General features: G+C 44.8%; 12 protein-coding genes. 2 read left to right on the top strand and 10 right to left on the bottom strand.

The features are described from left to right. Positions 1-696: 696 nt before the first annotated feature. The 8 genes from hepB to M1L62_RS13070 form a co-directional block, all read right to left on the bottom strand. Positions 697-2,937, bottom strand: coding sequence for a heparin/heparin-sulfate lyase HepB (hepB, locus tag M1L62_RS29570; protein ID WP_254560036.1), 2,241 nt, complete (start codon positions 2,935-2,937; stop codon positions 697-699). 181 nt (positions 2,938-3,118) lie between these two features. After that, on the bottom strand, positions 3,119-4,045 hold the full coding sequence (locus M1L62_RS13100) for a sugar phosphate isomerase/epimerase family protein (protein WP_254560035.1): 927 nt from the start codon (positions 4,043-4,045) through the stop codon (positions 3,119-3,121). A gap of 16 nt (positions 4,046-4,061) precedes the next feature. Further along, positions 4,062-5,864, bottom strand: coding sequence for a PQQ-dependent sugar dehydrogenase (locus tag M1L62_RS13095; protein WP_256527691.1), 1,803 nt, complete (start codon positions 5,862-5,864; stop codon positions 4,062-4,064). A gap of 116 nt (positions 5,865-5,980) precedes the next feature. After that, positions 5,981-7,450, bottom strand: a complete 1,470-nt coding sequence (locus M1L62_RS13090; RefSeq protein WP_254560033.1) for a RagB/SusD family nutrient uptake outer membrane protein — start codon at positions 7,448-7,450, stop codon at positions 5,981-5,983. 24 nt (positions 7,451-7,474) lie between these two features. Next, positions 7,475-10,942 (bottom strand): SusC/RagA family TonB-linked outer membrane protein, encoded by a 3,468-nt coding sequence (locus M1L62_RS13085; RefSeq protein WP_254560032.1) that lies wholly within the window; start codon positions 10,940-10,942, stop codon positions 7,475-7,477. Between the two features lie 116 nt (positions 10,943-11,058). Continuing rightward, entirely contained in the window at positions 11,059-12,060 is a 1,002-nt protein-coding gene (locus M1L62_RS13080; protein WP_254560031.1) for a FecR family protein, read from the bottom strand. Between the two features lie 28 nt (positions 12,061-12,088). Continuing rightward, on the bottom strand, positions 12,089-12,646 hold the full coding sequence (locus tag M1L62_RS13075; protein WP_254560030.1) for an RNA polymerase sigma factor: 558 nt from the start codon (positions 12,644-12,646) through the stop codon (positions 12,089-12,091). 858 nt (positions 12,647-13,504) lie between these two features. Beyond that, a complete protein-coding gene (locus M1L62_RS13070; protein ID WP_254560029.1) occupies positions 13,505-14,098 on the bottom strand; it encodes an RNA polymerase sigma factor in 594 nt (197 codons plus the stop codon). 509 nt (positions 14,099-14,607) lie between these two features. On the opposite strand from M1L62_RS13070, the gene M1L62_RS29335 reads away from it, so the two are divergent. Continuing rightward, positions 14,608-14,733 carry a hypothetical protein gene (locus tag M1L62_RS29335; protein ID WP_256527690.1) on the top strand — a complete coding sequence of 42 codons (126 nt, stop codon included), beginning with the start codon at positions 14,608-14,610 and terminating at the stop codon, positions 14,731-14,733. A gap of 10 nt (positions 14,734-14,743) precedes the next feature. Continuing rightward, on the top strand, positions 14,744-15,151 hold the full coding sequence (locus M1L62_RS13065) for a cupin domain-containing protein (protein WP_254560028.1): 408 nt from the start codon (positions 14,744-14,746) through the stop codon (positions 15,149-15,151). Between the two features lie 80 nt (positions 15,152-15,231). Here M1L62_RS13065 and M1L62_RS13060 read toward each other — a convergent pair whose 3' ends face one another. Both M1L62_RS13060 and M1L62_RS13055 read right to left on the bottom strand, forming a co-directional pair. Continuing rightward, positions 15,232-15,633, bottom strand: coding sequence for a VOC family protein (locus M1L62_RS13060; RefSeq protein ID WP_254560027.1), 402 nt, complete (start codon positions 15,631-15,633; stop codon positions 15,232-15,234). A gap of 69 nt (positions 15,634-15,702) precedes the next feature. Further along, the gene (locus M1L62_RS13055; protein WP_254560026.1) at positions 15,703-16,974 is read right to left on the bottom strand and encodes a polysaccharide pyruvyl transferase family protein; all 1,272 of its coding nucleotides are present in this window, start codon (positions 16,972-16,974) and stop codon (positions 15,703-15,705) included. Between the last annotated feature and the right edge of the window lie 73 nt (positions 16,975-17,047).

Below are 17,047 nucleotides of genomic sequence, written 5' to 3'. Positions count from 1 at the left end.
TACGTAGCTGTTATACGACACAACAATTCTACAAAAAATTTCTATATCAAACCTACCGGCTTGATCTTTTTTTATTTAACGCAATTAGGGTTCAAGACTCTCATACACGGTTTTCATCTCAATATCTAAATCGCCGTTAAGTAAATCAGAAGAATCAAATAACCATAAGTTACTTATTTACAACACATTACAATAGAGAACATTTCACAGTCTGATCTATTAACCGTTCGCAAGCATCGTCTTTATATTTTAAAAAAAATCCTGCATAACCTCCGAAAATTTATTTTTTCACCAGGCCATTATATGTGAATTTTATTATTTCTAACAAATTCCGGAACCTATTTCAGGAGTATAAAGCCATTTTTTTGTCATCGAAAAAACACCGGGTTACGCTTTTTTCAAGCATAACCCGGTCGCCGAAATCTGATACTTACTGAATGTTAATTTGGCGGGTAAAATCTGACTGGTTCACCGGTTTTGATCATTTGAAGAAATTTGGGTCGTTAAGGATTGGTTAAGTCGTAAACTGCTATTGGATCTTACAAATGCAACTTGCTTCCCATTCATAAGGTTGATTCTTACACCTTTTGGCAATTGACCTATCTTTGAAAAACCAATCTGGTTTTCAGTCCAAATGTATAATGGGTATTCCAATTACACGATTTTTTAACCACAACCCGGCGATAAAATATCCGTTCACTTTCTTGAAAATGTATAATCTCCTGCGTCAAGTGTCAGGTATAATACTTGCGAAACACTTTTGATTTGATTATTGCTATTTTTTGAACTGACTTTCCAATCACCTTCCTGCACATCGGCAATCAATACCTTTACTACACCCTTTCCGGTTATTTTCAGATGAAATTGCTCGCCGACGAGCCGTCCGTTTTTGCTAAATAATACCACCCTGTCACCTATTCTTGTTCCGATAAACTCCTCTGTTTCTACCAACTTAGGCAATTTGTCTACTGGGGATGTATTATGTATATCCATCACCTGCATGACATTCAAAAATGAGTTTTCGGCTGCTGACTTTTTAGGTCGGACCTGTATGCGCCAGACTGTACTGTCTGCTGAACTCGTCGATGGATTGACAGCCTGCGGATAGTTAACGCCAAATACATCGTACTCCTTTCCTGGCCCTCCTATCTTATCAATAGTCAGATCATTTGCCATAGGAAGCAAGGTTGTATTAATCATTTTTCCGCCATAACCCCTCCCGGTCCGCTTTACGGTAGTACGTATTCCTTCAATCATCGGCTCTTCCACCGTATGCAGCAACCAGTATTTTCTAAAATCCGGGTCAGAAACGCTAACTTGGTCAAAAACAATTAGTGCAGCGGGGATTGCAGGTTCGTTAAAATTCAGAAACACAAATGATCTTTTGAAGCTTTTCACCTTGTCCGAATACGCTTCGGCCAATTCCCCTTTTAAGTAGGAAAACTCTGGCTTCACGGGGTCTGGCCCGACCGCGTGTGCCAGTACCTGCCCGGTTTTGTAGCCCCGTCCGATTACTTCATTTAGCGTGTCGGGTTCATGGGCATCATTAGGGTAACGTTGACCGCCGTCATTGCGAACTGCTTTTGAATGCCAGGTAAATTTCTCATTCGGATCGTAAACCAGCAGGGTATTATGGGCAATGGATCGTTGGGCATAGTTTTTAAAATGTTCATCGCCATACGTGCCATTTATACCTTGATATACCCCGGACTGGACCGCCATCGGGCCTTTGTAGTAGAGCTGAAAACTGCCTGCATCCAAATGCTGATGGTTAACAAAATTGTAAGTTTGCACTTTCATTTCAGCTACGACACTGGGGGATTTTAACCCGTCTTCCCAGCCGGTTCTGGCAATCATTGCCCCAAACGGAGGGGCAAAGTAATTTGTGAGTGGAAGCGATGTCTTATTAGCTGCGCTAATGGCTTTCTTATTAGAAAAAAGAAACTCAAAAAGGTAGTCACGGGATTCACCTATGGTGCGTTCTTTGAGCGCTTCGGCTAGCATGACGGGATCATTGTGATAGCTGCCTGCTAAAAACATCGCACTCTGACCTAATTGCCACCATTTGCCAAACCGGTGCGAATGTTCATTATAATCGTCGCCATTCCGTAACAATTGCCCGTCGGGCCGCCGGGCGTAGATAAAGTAATAGGGCACTTTTTTTTGCTCCTTTCCATACAAATCCGGGTAACCCATCCGATCGAAGATAAACGTGGCATACATCTCCCAACTAAAACGATACGCGCCATAAGCACTCCCTTGGTGGTGGTATCCGGCAGGGTAGTAAAAACGGCGGGCCGGGACAAATTCGGCGAAGATGCGGCCTGCCACCCGGTTATAAATATTTGGATTTTCGTTATAGGTAGCAATGGCTAACGAAAGCATATCCCTGGATAACTGTGCTTCGACTGTGTGACCCGTCAGCGAACTGCCTTTGATCTGAGGCCATCCAATTTCCATGGCTGTAGCCAGTGTTTCCATGCGGCCAATAAGGGTGGTTTTCTCGGCGTCCGTTAGCAAATCGTAACACCAGTCGTAAACCATTGACCCGGTTACAATTGCACGGCCTACTTCCCGTGTCACATCCGGACGATCCGGGCTGATCTTTAGTGTTGCGTAATAATGCAATACGGCATCAACAGCATCCCGACCCAGGTCTGCCTGTTTATTCAGCACATACATGAGTGCCTTTGCTTCAATGGCATTACTTACCGCTATATTATTATTGTGCGTCTGACCAGTCAGAGGCAGGTAGCCGTCGGTGCTGAAAGCGGCTGCATCAACAATTTTGTTCCAGCAATCCCTAAGTAATGGACTGGCAGTCTTTTCTTTTAATCCGGGAATATCTTTGCCGGTCAGATAAAGCCGCGGGTGCTGCACAGGCGGCTTGGGTAAATGCAAGCCTAATCCTTCCCGTTTGGTTAGGGCAGGATACACAACGGACAAAATTTGATTGGTATCCGAAGCCAAAATTGGCGTACAGAACGGGGAGCAAATTTTTTTGGAACTAGCACCGTATGCCGGCATCGGAAGCATTATTGCCCAAAAAGTAACGAACGAGAATAGACTGATCACTTGTTTCATTCTGGCTGAAATGGTTGTGTATTTGTTTGCATTTTTAAAAATAAGCCTTGATCGCAGTCGGGTAATGCGCCATGGCCACTTCTGGCTCTTCAAGTTCGGGGTGCCACCGCTTTTCCCACTCAAAGCTGTAAAAACCCTGATAACCTCCATCCACCAAGGCCTTAATGGCTTCGTGAAGCGGTGCCTGCCCCTGCCCGATCAGTGTGTAGCGGTGTTTGCCATTTTCATTTATACCGTCTTTTATATGCGTATGACGAATATACTTCTTCAACTTCCGGTATACGTCGACAACATTTTCGTGGCTGTCTATCCACATGTTGAACACATCCCAGATCAGACCGACATTCGAGTGTTCAGCAGCAGTCATAATCTGGATCAGTAAATCGCTCCGGGTTAACTCCCCGTGCGATTCAAGCAGAACCGTAACAGAACGTTTTTTGGCATAGTCACCCAATTCCAGTAAACCTTCGCTAATAAGCCTGATCGTGTGTTCACGCGGCTGGTCAGCAGGTAACTGGTCGGGGAACACGCGCACATAAGGGCAGCCAAGTTGCTGAGCCAGATCAATAAATCGCTGAGCTTCGGCGATGTTCTGTCGTCTTTTGGCAATATCGGCATGGTGTAGCTGGGCTGACGAACCTAGGTTGATAATCTGAACTCCCTGATCAGCAAACAACTTTCGGGTCTGAGCGGCGCGTTCAGCACTACTAAATTCAGGGCATTTGGTCAAATCCATTTCATTTTGCAGCCCTCGAAGCTCCACACCCTGATATCCATTTTCCACTGCTGTTTTCAGGATGGTAGCCAGTGACCAGGCAGGAGATCCGAGCGTAGAAAATGATAGTTTTGGAGGCCGGACAATACATTCCAGTGCCTGGGCGGGCAACGACCATTCAGGCAAAGCCAGCGCGAATAAGCCTAATGAAGATTTAAAAAATGAACGTCGGGTTGAAAGTGTCATGATCAATGAGTGTTAGTTAATGTTTACATGCTGTTGCCTGGTAGATTTTACCGTCGGACTTTGTGAAGAGATATAATTCCTTATGCAGCCCGATACCAAACCGCAGATCCGTTTTTTCGCTGCCGCACAGGGTCTTAAAATTGGTTACCTGCCCGTCAACTTCCAGTTCCAATTCCTGAATAGTGGCCTGAACACCGGGCATTAAATCTTTATTGTCGACAAAAAATATACGTCCATTGACGATATCGCCAAATATGTATTTCCCCCTGAGCTCCGGCAATGACGTTCCATCATACACAAAACCGCCGGAAATGGCACTACCTTCGTCGTGATCGTACTGAATTACAGGATAAGAATAGGTAGTCAATGAATCGTCGGCAGGCAGGGAATAAACTATGCTCATGTCACCCCGGGGATTGATCCGGAACGTCCCTTCCCTTTCCGGCCAGCCGTAGTCAGCTCCTTTCATGCCAAAATTAACCTCCTCCGCATTGTGCTGTCCAATATCAGTGATAAGCATCTTCCCGTCGTAAGTCCAACTAATGCGGTTCGGGTTCCGAAACCCCCGGCAGAAAATTTCACCAAGCGTTGCCGGGTTTTGGTCATTTGCATAGGGATTGCCGGGAGGAATTTTATAACTACCCATCTCGATGTTTGTGCCCAGCGGATCGATTCTGACAACCGAACCCCAGATTTGAGTTTCGTCTTTGCACAGTCCATAGTAGCCTTCTTCCGTGGCACCACCGTCACCCACCCCGATGTACAAAAGTCCATAGTCATCGCTGCCTGGCCGCGCCATGGGATTGAAAGAGATTTCCTGAAGCCCATGAATAGCCGAGACAAAATTGATGCGCATTAACTCGCGACGAGTTCCTGAAAAAATAGACTCTGCCGGGCTACGCATTTTCCATTCCGTAACTACCCCCTGCAAAGTGACGTGAATAGAATCCGGGTAGGTAAAACCGGCGGGAGCCGCACCCGCGTTTTCATTGTGCGTAGTGTAAAAAAGCCCGTTTTGATAAAAGTCAGGATGAAAAGCAACACTTCCAAAACCTGTACCCAGGCCGGGGGCATCAACAAACCCAGACAATTGTTTACGGATATCCATGAAAATCCGCAGTTTATTGTCCAGCAGCTCATAGAGAGTCCCCCTCAGATCCTGAATAAATACCCGGTCAGGTTGATCCTGGCCTGACAATCCGGGCAAAACTACCATTTTGTTAATCCGTGCCCGGGGAGCGGCTTTGGCCGTCGCTGGCGCTGTAAGCACTTCACTGAGCCGGAGCTTTAAACCCGATTGGATGGGTTTGGCAGGCACCGGATTTTTCAGTCCGACGCCCAAAGTTCCGGGCTGAGGGGCGAGGGATTGTGGTTTATGGTTGGCCTGTAAATAAGCCAGCAGAGCATTAAGCTCAAATTCGGTCAAAGTTGGGAACGCTGGCATAAGCTGCTTATACTCCTCCAATAGCCGGACTGCCCGTCCATCCCCTTGATTAATCCTGGCGGGTGCATTGCTGATGAACTTCTTCAACCAATCCGGCGAAACCTCAGCTGTGACATGGGCAAGATTGGGACCAATTCCCCTCTGCAAAAAGTTGTGACATGAAGAGCAATTCTTTTGAAACAGAATCTTTCCCTTTGCTATGAATTTATCATCGGGATAATTTGCCGTTGCAGAAGCCGGTTTTCTCTTATAAGATTGAACCGTTCGGCGGGCACTCCGTCTGACCGGCTCCTGGGCACTTGCCGAATTGCCCCAACAAGAAGCAAATGCCAATAAGAAATAAAATATCAATAATTTTAAACAAGAAGCGTACATCTGTATTTTTTTATAGCATTTCACGATCAACGTTGCAACTGTTTTGTCTAATTAAATGGTAATTCCAATTGCCAGGGAATCAGCTCCACTGAGACGAAAAGTTGGTGTCATTGCGATTAGTATCCTGGATTTTGTGGCAACAAGTTGGGATTTAGATCAATCTCAGATTGAGGGACAGGATAGTACCGGTGGAATTCCTTTATATTCGTATTGCCTTTGGCCGTCAGAATAGCTACTAATTTTCCCATGCGGACCATATCATCCCGCCGTTTTCCCTCAAAACACAGTTCCCAGTGCCGCTCATCTAAAATGGCATTTTCAAAAGCGGTCTGATTCAACCCTGCAAGCGGCGGCAGATTAACCCTTGCCCTTACCCGATTAATCCCGGTGTACCTGGATGGATCAGTCGGGTTGATCCTGTTAAGTGCTTCTGATTGCATCAGCAGTACATCGGCAAACCGCAGGATCAGGTAGTTGCACCTGTCGTTAAACGAGTTTTGCGCAAGCACGTCGTCACGGTATTTGGCACAATATGGATTGGTGGCCGGAGCTGAAATAAAATCGTAACTACCACCTCCGATCCCCACACCCCGATCATAAAAAACAAACTTTTTCCGAACCACATCATTTGCCGGGAATTCATCGTAAAATCTGCGCTCGGCCGGAAAAGCGCCAAACGACCGCGGATAAACTTGCACTGGGGTCAAAAAGCCCGTGATACCGCTGGTTCTGTTGGGTACCTGATCAAACTGTATCGAAAAAATATGCTCAGTTCCGTTCTCCTTATTGACGTCGAACACATCCTGATAATTCGCAAACAAGTCGTAGTCACCCGATGCAATAACCTTATTGCATGCAGCTGCGGCATCTGAAAAATCATTTGCCTCCGCAAAAGGCAAATAGGCCCGGGTTAGATACACCTTTGCCAATAAGGAGGTGGCAGCCCCGGCACTCGGTGTACCTTTCAACGTCGACGGAATTGCTTTTTCTTTGGGCAAATACTCAGACGCAAACCTGAGATCGTCTACCAACTGCTTGTAAATCTCCTTTTGGGCTGTTCTGGAAGGCTTTAATGCCTGCAAATCATCGATAGAAGTAGGCTGATCGAGCACCAGCGGGACATCACCAAAAAACTTGACCAGCTCAAAATAACATAACGCGCGAATGAATTTCGCTTCGGCGATAAAAGCCTGTATTTTCTGCTCGGTTATAGGCACCGTCGGAGCCTGTTTTACAATCACATTTGCTCTGGAAATAATTGTGTAATTCCTGGACCAGGCCATAGAAAGCTCAATATTCCCGGGTGTGATTAAGGCATTTTGCATCTCAAACCTCGGACCGCTTAACGCGATCGTGGTGATCTCATCAGAAAACACATCAGAGATCGTAATGTAGCTTCTGCCGTAATGCTCGTTCACCTCGAACATATTGTATAACCCGTTACATAACACCCGTAGATCACCCTCAGATCGCGGAAAGATCGATTCGTTCAAATTGGTGAATGTCTTTTCCTCCAAAAACTGCTCACAACTTGTAAGCATTGACATAGCTGCCAGCAGCGGTAGTATTTTTTTTAACAATTTCATAATATGGTTCGCCAAAAGGTTAACTTAAAATCCAATTTTTAGCCCAAAAATCAAGGAACGGGACACCGGATAGGCCCCCTGATCGACACCTTGCAGAAATAGGTTGTTCCGGTAGGAGTTTACCTCCGGATCAAATCCTGAATAATTTGTCAGAGTGAATAAGTTGGTGCTGGTCACATAAAAACGCAAAGCTTTGACTTTGGTAGCCTGCAACCATTTGGCTTTACCTGGCACCTGGTAGGAAAGTGAAAGGGATTTTAAGCGGATATAACTGCCGTCTTCCAAAAAGTCCTGTGCCAGCAAACGGCTTGACTCAAACCCGGCAGCGGGTAGTTGGTTACTGGTTCCTTCACCTGCCCACCGGCCGAGCACATTCGTGCTTTTGTTTGAGGTTGGATGGTATTCCATCCAGTATTTATTCAAGTTCAGTATTTTGTTTCCCTGCTGGCCTTGCAGAAAAAAGTTAATCTCAAACCCCTGATAGCTAACCGTGTTGTTAAAACCAAAGACAACCTTAGGATAAGCCGAACCACGCGTAACACTCCGGTCATTTGGATTGATCGTGCCATTGCCATCGACATCTTTATATTTTGCGAAACCCGGCTTCAAACTGCTTTTGTAGGTGGAATTAAATGAGCTGTTGTCAATCTCATTCTGAGACTGCCAGATCCCTTCAAATGTGTAGAGAAAAAATTTGCCGATCTCTTCACCAGGTTTCAGAATGATAAAGTTGTCGCGGGCAATCAGCGGCTGGGTCGTGCCGGAGCCATATAGCCTGAACGGTTCTTCACCCAGGCTCAAAATTTTATTCCTGTTCATGGCTGCATTGAATACCGTAGTCCACTTAATTCGTCTGCTAACAACCGGTGAGGCAGAAATACTCAATTCCAGCCCGTTGTTTTGAATCGAACCAAGATTCTTGAAGGCTCCGCTAAAACCGGAGGTGGCAGGCAGCGCCACGCTCCATAATAAATCGTTGGTTCGTTTGGTGTAATAATCGAAGGTTCCGGTCAACCGGTTGTCCCACAGTCCGAAATCAATCCCGGCATTGACCGATTGCGTTTGCTCCCAGCGAAGATTGGGGTTAGCAGGACGACTGGCGGCCACCCCTACCTGTCTTGTCGAACCAAACACCAGAGCGCCATTGGGTACTCCCGGACTGGAAGCGCTGGCTAAATCATAGCCATATTGCGATAGATACGGATCAATTTCCTGATTCCCTGTTCGTCCATATCCTACACGCAGTTTCAGTTCAGAAACACCCGTCAAGCGTTTAACCAGTGGCAACTCAGTTAATTTGTATGCTATGGCTCCCGAGGGAAAGTAACCGTATTTGAAGTTGGCCCCAAACTTACTTGACCCATCGGCCCTTAGGGTTCCGGTTAACAAAAGATTTTCCCAGAGCTGCGCGTTGACCCGCCCATAATACGAGTTGAGCTGATTCTGACTAGCTGTCGAACTAACTGATGCCCCTGCGCCGGCGCCAAGATTGTTGAATGAAAAGGAATTGGTGAAAAAATTAGTGGCTACTGCCGTGTTTGATTCATCTTTAAACTTCTGGAAGGAAAATCCTACTAATGCTGACAAAGTAAATTTCGTATTGAAGTTTTTTGAATAGGTCAGCGTATTTTCATTTAGCCAGTTGGTTCTTACCCTGTTAAATCGACTAGCGGTACCAGCGTTTTGGGCCTGTTCAAATAAATCATAAGGCGCATAGAAGTTCTGCCAGTTGTTAAGATACTCGCCGCCGAGTAATAGCTTAAGTTTGAGACCTGTTGTAACCTCATATTCGCCAAACATACTGATCTGGCCCCGGTGCAAGTAATTGACGTTTGTAACGCGCTCGGTATAGGCGATCGGATTGCCCAACTGATCAATATCTGATGCCTGGTCCGATTCTGCATCTTTTTGGAAGCCATTTCCGTAGGTATAATTCCCGTTCGTATCATAAACCGAAATCGCAGGGTTAAACCGCAGCAGGTTTAACAAAACACCGCCTTCCGTGCCGCCACTCGTGTTAACCAAGGTCGTGTTACCTACGGTTCTGGCCAATACGGTGGTCAATCCAAAATTCAGTTTGCGGGATATTTCCCGATCGAAATTAAAGCGTAAAGAACCTCGTTTAAAATCTGTATTTCGCAGGACACCGCCCTGACTAAAATATTCACCGCTCAATAGAAATCTTGACTTTTCATCGCCTCCACTCATACTCAATTGCAGGCTCGAAATCGGCGCTCTTACAAACATTGCTTTTTGCCAATCGGTCGAATGTGTGGAGAGATAGTCTAAAATTGCCGGTGAAGCAAAAGGTTTTGCCGAGGGGGCAGCGGTATTCTTTACAATCTCATTGCGGTATTCAGCATATTGCCGGGCATTCATCACGTCAAGGGTTTTAGTCACGTTACCAACGCCGTGGTATCCCTCCAGATTAATGGAAAACTTGCCGGCCTTTCCACGTTTGGTTGTAATTAAAACCACCCCGTTAGCTCCTCTAGACCCGTAAATGGCTGTGGCGGATGCGTCTTTTAGGATTTCAATAGATTCAATATCGTTTGGGTTGATCGACGAAATATCTTCATTACTTGGATAACCATCGACCACAAATAGCGGTTCACTGCTGGTGCCCAGCGAGTTTGTACCCCGAATTCGGATGTTAGGGCGCGCGCCGGGCGTCGCATCGCCGTTAGTAACCTGCACCCCGGCCGCCCGACCCTGCAGTGCCTGAGCTGCAGAGGTTAGTTGCGTTCCCTTCAGATCGTCCACCTTAATACTACTGACCGAGCCGGTGATGTCAGACTTTTTAACCGAACCATAGCCAATAACGACTACCTCGTCCAACGATTTAGTATCCACTTTTAGCGACACGTTCAGCGTAGATGACATTTGTCCGACGCCCACGGTCACCTCCTGTGATAAGTACCCAACGAACGAAAACACCAGCACTGCTTTCTCATCGGGGATATCGAGTGTAAAATTTCCGCTAACGTCCGAGGTTGTCCCCCGAAGAGTACCTTTAACGGTAATACTGACCCCCGGAAGACCTATTTCTTTTTCGTCGGATACCTTCCCTTTTATCGTTTGCTCAAGACTGTTCGAAGGAAGCTCGACATTTGGGAGATCCCCATCAACCGGTTTGTTTTTTCTGAGTACAATTCGGTTTTCAATAATCTCGTAGCTAATGGAGAGAGGTAGCAGCAATTCGTCCAACACTGCCGATAGTTTGCGATTGCTAACCCTTATCGTCAGACGTTGATTCGATTTGATCTTTGTGCTGTATACAAACTTTACTTCGGCTTGTTTTTCAATTTGGTTCAGGATGTCTCTTAATTCCCTGTCCCGCCCATCCATCGAAATGGTCCGGTTGAGTATGTCCTGAGCATGGGTTGGATAGCCAACGGCCATGCCGGCAAACAATAGGAGCAAAAGCAGTTGAGAACAGGTGATTTTCATAACGGTCCACAAGCTTTTGGGGATTGATAATGGTTTTTTCATACATTTACTTGTTTTTTAATTTGACCAAATTGGAAAACAGCGCCCTACCACAGATTGGCGTTTGTATAGGGCACTTTATTCAAGCCGGAAATGCGACAACATTTCCGGCTTTTTTCTTAACAACCATCACCGTCAATGAATATGACCGTACCACGTTTCTGGTAGGTGGCATCAATGGATTTGCAGATCAGGTCAAGTTGCGTATACATGGACAGGCCGTTCAGATCGGCGGTGATCCGGCAATCCCTGGATTTGGGATTGGCAATGACAAATTCGATACCATAACGTTGAGAAAGTGCCGTCATTACCGCATCCAACGACACATTGTTAAAAAGTAAGATCTGGGCCGGCGCTGCCCCCGAGGTGATCGGTACAGGTGCCTCCACAATACCCGGAGTAATATTTTTCGAGGCAACATCGAAAATAACCCGCTGATTTGGGGTCAAAATATGGCCATTTCGTTCGGCCGGCCGGTCGTCCTTCTCAGTATAAACCGAAACGCGCCCCGTCGCTACGGATACTTCAATTTGATTAGTTTTCGGATTAGGCCGAATTCGAAAACTGGTACCCAGCACTTCGGTTACCAAATCACCGGTATGGACAACAAACGGTTTTGTAACGTCGCGCTTGACCTTAAAAAATGCTTCTCCTTTCAAATAAACAACCCGTTTCGATACATTAAATGATTTGTCATAAACCAGGCTGCTATTTTGCCTAAGCAACACCACTGTCCCATCTTCAAGTTTAACCTGTTGATCTGACTGAGTTGTGTTCGTTACTTCAATGCCCTCTTGCATGGTTGGTTCAATAAATGAAACAAGCTGCCTTACCGCGAATAATCGTAGGTCTGTAAACCAAAACAACCCCGCAACCATGCAAGCGGCCAATCCACAGATCCAGGCAGTTTGGTTGCTGAGAACGCGCCAGCGGGGCCGGATCCGCGTATGGATTTTCTTCCAGATCTGTTTTTGCAGTGCATTTTTTTGTGATCCGGTTAAGTCGGCTTGAACTAACGGGGGTTGCGCGCCGAACCACTCCATCAGATAAGTTTCTTCTTCCTGAGTCGTCTGGCCCTCCAAATACCGCCGTGACAATTTATTGAATTCCTGCTGAGTCATTGCTGATCTATTTTTGCCGGATCGGCGATTAGTTATCCGAGTGATAGGCTTTCAAATTATCTTTCAAAAACTTCAGCGATTTGGTGATATGATATTCTACCGCCTTTTCGCTTAGCTTTAAACAGAGAGCAATCTCTTTTACCGATTGGTTTTCGAAACGACTTCGTTTGAATACTTCGGCACTTTTTTCAGGCAAATGGCTCAATACTTTTTCTACTGCTTCTGACAACTCAGCGAAATTCACAATTTCGTCAGTGCCATAGTGCTGGGAAATTTCCTGAAAAACAAGGTACTCCTGATACTTTCTAAAGCTGATGCGTGACTTGATGTAGTCATAGATTTGATTCTTGACAGCAAGCGTGAGATATAAATCCAAATGCCGAATCGTTACCTCTGACCTGCGACGCCAAAGGCTTAAAAAAACCTCTTGCACCAATTCTTCTGCCTCCTCACGTACACCGGTCTGATGATACGCAATGCCAAACAGCTTGTACCAGTAACGTCGATATATTTCTTCGAAGGCTGACATTTTCCCCTCCTGAAGAAAGAGCACCAAACGCTCATCATCAACCTGTTTTAGTATCATCCTGGATGGTCTGTTAGTGTAATTAACTGTACAGTAGAAAAACCGGGCAAAACCCCTAAAAAATTTAAAAAAAAAGTTGAATAATCTTGTTTTAGCCTAAAACGTTATGATTTCCGAGACTGGGTTCGTTCTTACACGGCATGGAAAAATACCAGCCAGGCCCCAAACTGGGCCTTAGCATACCGCTTAAAATAAATTTAACATCGATAGATTTATGTCCCATGCATCTGCCAGAGGCAGTTAGGTGTGGAGCATACATATAGTGTGTATGATCATCATGAGCCAGATAGACGCGCAGGATTTCAATGCCAGCTAGTATGCCATAAAATTTAAAGTAACCATAGTATTAAGAAAAGAGTAAGCTCCTGCGCGTCGGGCTCGTCTTACACACCAGAACTTCACGTTTAATTACTGGGCAACACGATTCATTCAAACCCAAATCACCGTTTCGATGAGCGCGTTTTTAGTTATAACGTATCATATATACGTTATACTGAATTGAACCTAGATAAACTAACTTTCCTATCAACTAGTTTGGCAATGTTGCACCTGTATAAGCAAGCATCATTTGATTTTAATTAAGGACAGATCGGCGATTAGCATACCTGGATTGTAACCGGGAACATTTTTACCGAAAAAAATCAGGAGATTTTTAGGCTTGACTCAGCATTGAGCCACGCGCGCCAACCATCCGCAGGGTCTTGCGAAGGTTGATTGCCTGATTATAATACCGAAGAAACAGATCCTGTAAACGTTCGCTTTTCATAGTCCAATTGTTAAATCCGGAGCATGCGTCCTGAATACAAGACTGGAAAAATCCCAGGTCGGGTGACAATGGTATGAAAAAAAGTTAAAAAATTATTTTATCAAGAAAATGACCAGCCAGGATATGGACATACTGAGGCGCGACATGCTGTATTCACGAATGCTCCTGACCGCTCGGGCAAGATGTGTTTTGACAGTTTCAGAAGAAATTTCTAAATTTTTTGCAATGTCATCCCGCGTCATTTCTTTATCCTTGCTCAACAAATAAATCTGTTTTTGCTTTGGAGACAAACGGTCAACAGCCTGTTGGATGATAAGTTCGTATTCCTGAGCAAGCAACGCACTATCTGCATTACTATACGAAACAGCTACATCCTGAAAGTGTTCTTCATCAAGTATCTGCGTGGAAAGTGCCTGTTTCATCGAAGTAAATACAATGTTACGGGCCATTACAAAAATGTAGCTTTGAAAGTCTGCTATCTCAGTGAGTTTCTCACGCCGCAGCCAAAGTTTCAGAAAAACATCCTGTACAACTTCCTCGGCTAAAAATGAGGATTTGGTCAGCTTGTAAGAAACAGAATATATCCTGTCTTTATAATGATAAAAAAGCGAAGTGAAAGCTGCTTCACTTCCCCGCTCTACCAGCATCAGCAGTGCTTTTTCATCAAAGACTACATTCTTTTTCACGGAAATTAATTTTTCTTGTCCAAGTAATCTACATCTATCAATCTATAAAGAAAAGAAAAACAAATATAACTATATCAACATAAAATAATAACAGAAACCCAAACAGATTCCCTTCATCTTCTAATTTATTTGGTTTTAGATTTCGGTAGCAAATAATTGGGGCTCATCGGAGATTTCCGGCCTTCATTCCATTTTGCGGCATAGGGTTTCTTTTCTGCCCTACCTTCGTGATCCAACCAAAAGACGATCAAAAATGAAGGTAATTCAAAAAATAGTGAGCACTGTATTCCTGATCGCGCATTTTACAGTGTTATCATCTTCCTGTGACAAAGTGGCCCCTGATGAACGCGAACGAGAGGAGAATATAAAAGTGGATGGTCATAACCTAAACATTCGAATCCGTAGTTCAGCAACTACAACCATCATATTTCTATCAGGTTTGGAATCTTCCTGTCAAATTTACGGGCAAACTCAGAACGCCCTTATTGATTCGATAAAAATCCCCGCTTATGAACAATCTACCAAACGGCCATATCATTGGCGATAACGACGACCGCTGCCAGTCCACAAAAACGGACTTTACATATTTTTCAACCATTCCCGATACCAAGATATTTATCAGGTTTCTTTCCTAACATAATTATCATGCAAAAACAGATTTGTTACATTCTGCTATTTACGATGTTATGCATCACCGCTTACGCACAGCAATCCGTTGGGCGTAAGGATCTGCTTTCTGTCTCACTTGACGACCGAGTGGTTGATAAACTTCTGGCAAAGGAAATCACATTGACTCCCGGCCAGCACGCGCCGCTGCACCAGCACCCTTGTCCGGTTGTTGGTTATGTGGCCGAAGGCACCCTTGTTTATCAAATTCTGGGTCAGCCAGCTCGGACACTGAGCGCAGGTGACGCTTTTTACGAACCTGCCGGCACGGCAATCGCCCGTTTTGAAAATGCATCTGCCGATAAGCCGCTAAAATTTATCGCCTTTTATCTAAGCCATGGAGAACAACCGTTGGTAAAGATCTTGTCACCAACGGGTGATAAATAAAGAGCATTGTCATTAGAGCAAAGCAATATTACAAGTGTCATTAATTACCTACCCGTTAGTTCAATAACATCCTACTGGCATTAATCAGCTTTCTCCTTCACACCAGAAGTAGCCGGTGTAAAAAAATTGACAAGATTGCCATCCGGATCACGGAACAGCATTGAACGGTTTCCCCAAGGCATTGTAGTTGGAATTTGCACAATATTATTGCCAAGCTGCTCTGCCAACTTATGGTATTCTGCATCAACATCATCCACACGAAATTCCAGTATTATTGAGTGGTTAGATCGTGGTGTGGCCAGATGTGTTCCCCCAAAAAGTGCTAAGGTCCGGGTACTGCCGATGGCTACGACAAATGAAGGCGTGCGTAATTCAGCAAAATCCTCTGTATACTGAATGCTTGGCAAGCCTGTAATTTGTTCATAAAAACGAACTAACGGCTTGATATCTGCGGTGATAATCCGGATGGATGCAAAGTTCATAAGATCTAAAATTATGTTTTTTTCCAAAAATATTTGGTGCTGCTGACAACTGTATGTCAGTAGATTTTTTTAGCCTACAACTTTATTCACAAGCTTCGTTCGGTCTTTGTAAATTCCTGCTACCTTATCCATATTGGTTCGAAGCTGAGCTTTCGCCTTTTTGTAATCTTTCCAAACTTCCCGCAATCGCTGGGTGAGCTGCTCGCCTGTTGTTTCATTCATTTCAAAAGTCCAGTCATTGAAGCCCAAATCATAATACATTTGCCCTTTGATGGTGTCTTCGGGCTGGCGCAGATAGAAACATGGCGTACCGTTAGCGGCAGCAATGATGGGTGAATGACATTCGAAACTCAGTACAGTATGCGCTTTGGCATAAACCGAAGCCGCCTCGTCCGGCAGCCAGTAACCGCGTTTCACCACAAATGGTTTGACATCAGCCGGTAACGGATTGATGAGCAGCTCATCCATAATATCTACCTGATAGGTCATCTCAGGACAAACCAGCACTTTGTTTCCTGTTTCACATACCCAGGCAATCATCGCTTGCCGGAGTTTTTCATGATCAATTTCCTTATACTTTTCATTCGTTCCTTCGACCAGTTTTATCTTTTCGGCACTCCATCCATTGCTGTTGGCATTGAACTTATGATATGGCGTATAGCGCAGACGCGGTACAACACAAATAAATTTCCGGTCTTCCAGTCCATTTTCCTTCAAAAACCCAAACGCTTTTTGATCATTACGGATATGGATAAAAAAGGTGGCATCCGGCGCAAACTGCACATGTTCCCCAGCGATGCCTACCTTTCTCAAGTGTTCTATTGATTTAGTTTCCCGTGTAAAAATGAAAGAAGCTTTCTTTAAAATATCCTGATGATATGGACTCGGATTTTCTAGCGTAGCCCCATAGATACCAAAGGGCTTATTGCTATACTTCATCCAGCTTGCCAGATTGTCTGCCGCAACTAACATCGGGCCTGACCCGTGAATCATGACATCGGCCTTTTGAAATGCCTCTGTAATTTCCGGATTGTCCACATCTTTATCTTTGGTAACACTGCCATAAATAATTTTCACCTTCGGAAAATTGTGATTGAGTAGTTTTTTTACCTCCTCACCATTGCTCCTTTTCCAAAGGATAATGGTTGCCTGGGGCATAAAAGTCTCCAATACATGCAGAAGCCCAGGTGTATGCCCGATATCACCAATGTTAACATCTTGCCAGCCCGAAATAAGCAAAATGGTAGGATTCGCTTTCTGACTGGCCTGGGTAATTAATGGGGTAAGCAACGAACCCGCTGCGAGTAGACTTGCCTGATTGAGAAAATGTCTGCGGTCCATATAAATTGAAAGTGATTTTAAAGGAAATAACCGTTCATGGCATCCATCACGGTGAATATGGCTTGCAAAAATC

Source organism: Dyadobacter diqingensis (genome assembly GCF_024220585.1).
Lineage (GTDB): Bacteria > Bacteroidota > Bacteroidia > Cytophagales > Spirosomataceae > Dyadobacter > Dyadobacter diqingensis.
This window is presented reverse-complemented; position numbering and strand designations above follow the sequence as displayed.

Excerpts from the sequence above, each read along its gene's own strand:
- M1L62_RS13095 (WP_256527691.1), bottom strand. The coding sequence starts at position 5,864 with ATGTACGCTTCTTGTTTAAAATTATTGATATTTTATTTCTTATTGGCA.
- M1L62_RS13065 (WP_254560028.1), top strand. The coding sequence starts at position 14,744 with ATGCAAAAACAGATTTGTTACATTCTGCTATTTACGATGTTATGCATC.
- M1L62_RS13085 (WP_254560032.1), bottom strand. The coding sequence starts at position 10,942 with ATGAAAAAACCATTATCAATCCCCAAAAGCTTGTGGACCGTTATGAAA.
- M1L62_RS13075 (WP_254560030.1), bottom strand. The coding sequence starts at position 12,646 with ATGATACTAAAACAGGTTGATGATGAGCGTTTGGTGCTCTTTCTTCAG.
- M1L62_RS13080 (WP_254560031.1), bottom strand. The coding sequence starts at position 12,060 with ATGACTCAGCAGGAATTCAATAAATTGTCACGGCGGTATTTGGAGGGC.
- M1L62_RS13055 (WP_254560026.1), bottom strand. The coding sequence starts at position 16,974 with ATGGACCGCAGACATTTTCTCAATCAGGCAAGTCTACTCGCAGCGGGT.
- M1L62_RS13060 (WP_254560027.1), bottom strand. The coding sequence starts at position 15,633 with ATGAACTTTGCATCCATCCGGATTATCACCGCAGATATCAAGCCGTTA.
- M1L62_RS29335 (WP_256527690.1), top strand. The coding sequence starts at position 14,608 with ATGAACAATCTACCAAACGGCCATATCATTGGCGATAACGACGACCGC.
- M1L62_RS13090 (WP_254560033.1), bottom strand. The coding sequence starts at position 7,450 with ATGAAATTGTTAAAAAAAATACTACCGCTGCTGGCAGCTATGTCAATG.
- M1L62_RS13100 (WP_254560035.1), bottom strand. The coding sequence starts at position 4,045 with ATGACACTTTCAACCCGACGTTCATTTTTTAAATCTTCATTAGGCTTA.